Genomic DNA, 1222 nt, shown 5'->3' on the forward strand with positions numbered 1-1222 from the left:
CTTTGACCTTGGAAACAATCCAAACCAAAACCGGAAAATCCAGTTCGCCGGTCCCGGCCGGCAGCCGGCCTACTTTCTTTGCTCGTCCAATAGAAAGTAGCCAAAGAAACGACGTAAGACCGGCTGGCGCCCTATGGCACTCGCGGGGAAACGTTGTGATTTCGGACTTTTAGCGCATTGAACAGGGAGCGCGTCTTTGATGTTCGCTCTTGCCCACGGTGGCGGTGCGCCGGCGGCACTGCCTGGCTGTTGCCAACACCGGCGCTGCTGGGTGGCAGGAAATCTAGAACTCGGAAGCACCCCTTCCCGCTTCAGGTTTTCTTGCAAATTAAACTTGCTGGACAATTAAACAACGTCCCCGCGAAGTCTCCTAATTTCGCGAAGTCTCCTGGGTCGGGAAAGTGTGAAAATTTAAATGTCCCGCCAAATCTGGGCAAAATGCCGTTGCCAAATAATCGGATCTCAGATAGCATACACGTATAGCAAAGGAGGCAACCATGCTCGCACTACGTTTACCTGAAGATATCGAACGGCGTCTGGAAGCCCTGGCGAAACGTTCAGGCCGTTCAAAATCGTTTTATGCCCGCGAAGCCATTCTCGAACACTTGGACAACCTGGAGGCGGCTTACCTCTCCGATGAGATATTGAAACGCGTCGAATCGGGTCAGGAAAAGACGTATACCCTTGACGATCTGGAGAAAGAACTTGGCTTGGCGGATTGAGATCACCCATACCGCCAAAAAGCAGTTAGCCAAGCTTGATCATCAGGTTCAAACAGAAATCGTGCGCTACCTGCGGGAGAGGATCAGCACCGACGATGATCCTCGTCGATATGGCGCACCGTTGAGGAAAGACCTGACAGGTCGCTGGAAGTATCGCGTTGGCGCCTATCGGCTGATCTGCGAGATTCAAGACGAAAAGATACTCGTTCTGGTCCTGATGATAGGTCACCGAAGCAAAGTTTACGATAAAGCATGATGATGCCCCGGCCTCCGCTACCCAAGCGGCACTGCCTGGCTGTTGCAAACAACGGCGCTGCTGGGTGGAGGGAAATCTAGAACCCGGAAGCAGGCCAGGGCCTGTGGTAGGGAAAATTTCGTTTTCACCGCCAGCGCTGCCAACGAAGCACCGCCGGCACAATCCTGCCCATCTGAACTTGTTCAGCTGGGGCCGTTGCCTCTCGGTCGATCGAAGACGCTGCCAGGTAAGTTGTGGACCTGGC

General features: G+C 53.9%; 2 protein-coding genes. Both read left to right on the top strand.

The window, feature by feature from the left end; all coding sequences use genetic code 11:
- The first annotated feature begins 497 nt into the window (after positions 1-497).
- Complete coding sequence (gene relB, locus JQN68_RS14465) at positions 498-722, top strand: type II toxin-antitoxin system RelB family antitoxin (protein ID WP_225073028.1); 225 nt, start codon at positions 498-500, stop codon at positions 720-722.
- Positions 706-978 (top strand): type II toxin-antitoxin system RelE family toxin, encoded by a 273-nt coding sequence (locus JQN68_RS14470; RefSeq protein ID WP_225073027.1) that lies wholly within the window; start codon positions 706-708, stop codon positions 976-978. Before relB ends, JQN68_RS14470 begins: the two co-directional genes overlap by 17 nt.
- The last annotated feature ends 244 nt before the right edge of the window (positions 979-1222 follow it).

This window comes from Desulfuromonas sp. CSMB_57 (genome assembly GCF_020194955.2).
Classification (GTDB): domain Bacteria; phylum Desulfobacterota; class Desulfuromonadia; order Desulfuromonadales; family Syntrophotaleaceae; genus JAFCIY02.